Origin of the sequence: Corallococcus terminator, assembly GCF_003611635.1 — a bacterium.
GTDB classification, from domain to species: domain Bacteria; phylum Myxococcota; class Myxococcia; order Myxococcales; family Myxococcaceae; genus Corallococcus; species Corallococcus terminator.
Genome location: NZ_RAVZ01000606.1, coordinates 1 through 2,493, shown reverse-complemented (window position 1 = coordinate 2,493; position 2,493 = coordinate 1). Strand labels below are relative to the sequence as shown.

At 70.2% G+C, this 2,493-nt stretch carries 2 protein-coding genes; one reads left to right on the top strand and one right to left on the bottom strand.

Annotation, left to right across the window (positions count from 1 at the left end):
* Positions 1-141 precede the first annotated feature (141 nt).
* Positions 142-2,004 carry an ABC transporter ATP-binding protein gene (locus D7V88_RS40650; RefSeq protein ID WP_120545846.1) on the top strand — a complete coding sequence of 621 codons (1,863 nt, stop codon included), beginning with the start codon at positions 142-144 and terminating at the stop codon, positions 2,002-2,004.
* 21 nt (positions 2,005-2,025) lie between these two features.
* On the opposite strand, the gene D7V88_RS40645 is transcribed toward D7V88_RS40650, so the two are convergent.
* A complete protein-coding gene (locus D7V88_RS40645; RefSeq protein ID WP_120545845.1) occupies positions 2,026-2,391 on the bottom strand; it encodes a thioredoxin family protein in 366 nt (121 codons plus the stop codon).
* Positions 2,392-2,493 lie beyond the last annotated feature (102 nt).

The following is a 2,493-nucleotide window of genomic DNA, read 5'->3' as shown; positions in this document are numbered from 1 at the left end:
GCCCCGGAGCCCGTGACTGAAAGCGAAGCCGCCCGCGTCCAGGCACGCGGGCGTTCGCGGCAGTGAAGCCGCCCGCGTCCAGGCACGCGGGCGTTCGCGGAAGTGAGGTGGGGAGGCCAGCGCGGCGGGCGCCAGCGCGTTATGAGGGGCGGCATCTTGGCTCCTCCCGTCACGCAACCCCCCGCGTCGCTCCGCGCCCGCCTGAAGAACGCGGGCATCCTCTTCAAGCAGCTCCCCGGCACCTTCCAGCTCTTCTGGCGTGCGAGCCCCCGGGGCGCGGTGGTGCTGGGCATCCTCACGCTGGTGGCGGCGGTGCTGCCGGCGGGCATCGCGTGGGTGGGCAAGCTCATCGTGGACACGGTGGTGGCCGCCGCGCAGGGCGACACCACGGCGCATTCGCGGGTGCTGGGGCTGGTGGCGATGGAGTTCGGCCTGATGGTGGGCTCCGCGGTGGTGGACCGTGGCCTGACGCTCACCCGGGACCTGCTGCGCGCGCACCTGGGCAACCTGCTCAATGAGCGCATCCTCCAGAAGGCGCTGGAGCTGGAGCTCAAGCACTTCGAGGACTCGGACACCTACGACAAGATGCAGAACGCGCGGCGCGAGGCGAACGCGCGGCCCCTGTCGCTGGTGATGCAGGCCTTCAGCATCGTGCGCAACGTCATCACCCTGTCCACCTACGCGGTGCTGCTCGTGGCGCTGTCTCCGTGGAGCGTGCTCGTGCTGCTGGCCGCGTCCATCCCCGCCTTCATCGCGGAGGCGCGGCTGGCGGCGGAGGGCTTCCGGCTCTATTCGTGGCGGGCTCCAGAGGGCCGCAAGCTCAACTACCTGGAGTGGATCCTCACGCGCGACAGCACCGTGAAGGAGGTGAAGCTCTTCGGCCTGGGGCCGCTGGTGTTGGGGCGCTACCGCACGCTGTTCCAGAAGTTCTTCGCGGAGGACCGGGCGCTCGCGCGCAAGCGCATGGCGTGGGGCCTGGGCCTGGGCCTGGTGTCGCTGGCGGCCTTCTACGGCTGCTACCTCTTCGTGGCGAGCCGCGCGGCGGCGGGCGGCATCTCCGTGGGCGACATGGTGCTGTACCTGGCCGTGTTCCGGCAGGGGCAGGCCGCGTTCCAGGGCATCCTCACCAGCGTGGGCTCCATGTACGAGGACGCGCTCTTCATGAGCAACCTCTTCGCCTACCTGGACATCCCCACCACGGGTGAGACGCCGAACGTGCTGCCGGCCCTCCACCCGCCGCGAGGCCGCACCAACGCCATCGAGCTGCGCGACGTGTCCTTCCGCTACGCGGGCAAGGACGCGTGGGCGCTGCGCAACGTGAACCTGACGCTCAAGCCCGGCCAGAAGCTGGCGCTGGTGGGGGAGAACGGCGCGGGCAAGAGCACGTTGGTGAAGCTGCTCTTGCGCATGTACGAGCCGACGGAAGGGACCATCCAATACGGCGGCGTGGACACCGCGGCGATGGACGTGGGGGATTTGCGCAGCCGCTTCGGGGCGGTGTTCCAGGACTTCGTGCGCTACCAGTTCAGCGTGGCGGAGAACATCGGCCTGGGGCACGTGGACGCGCTGGAGGACCGGCCGCGCATCGAGCGCGCGGCGGAGCAGGGCGGGGCGAACTCGGTCATCGCGGCGCTGCCCGGTCAGTACGACACGATGCTCGGCGGCTGGTTCGAGAAGGGCCAGGAGCTGTCCAGCGGCCAGTGGCAGAAGCTGGCGGTGTCCCGCGCCTTCATGCGCGACGACGCGGAGGTGCTCATCCTGGATGAGCCCACCGCCAGCATCGACGCGGAGGCGGAGCACGCGCTGTTCGAGCGCTTCCAGGCGCTGGCCGCGGACCGCATCGCCATCGTGATTTCACACCGCTTCTCCACGGTGCGCATGGCGGATCAGATCGCCGTGCTGCACAACGGCACCGTGCAGGAGCTGGGCAGCCACGACGAGCTGATGGCGCTCGACGGGCGGTATGCGCACCTGTTCCGGTTGCAGGCGCGGGGCTACCAGTGAGCCCGGGTCCGGCCTTCCGGCTCAGGACGCGCTGGCCGGGGCCGGGGCCTTGGGCAGGTGGTCGCGGATGACGCCCAGCCAGTACGGCTTGCCGTAGTACTGGCTCATCTTCCCCAGCCGTTCCCCGTTGAGGAACAAGAGGAAGGTGGGGATGCCGTGCAGGCCGAAGCGGGTGGCCAGGGCCTCGTGTTCGTAGGCGTTGACCTTGACGACGCGCATGGGCGCGCCCTCCAGCTCCGACAGGAGGTCCGGTTCGGCCGCCGCGTAGATGTCGCAATTCGGGCAGCCGGGACCCCAGAAGTCCACCACCACCAGCTCGTCGCGGGGTTCCAGGACGAGCGAGTCGAAGGTCTCGGTCGTCGCCTCGTAGCTCACGGGATGCGCCATGGCGTCCTTCCTAACCCCGGGAGGCCAGCGCTTCCACCCGGCCTGGCAGGCCCCGGAGCAGGCGGGCGGCGGGTGCGGGGGGCCGCAAGCCCACGGCGAAGA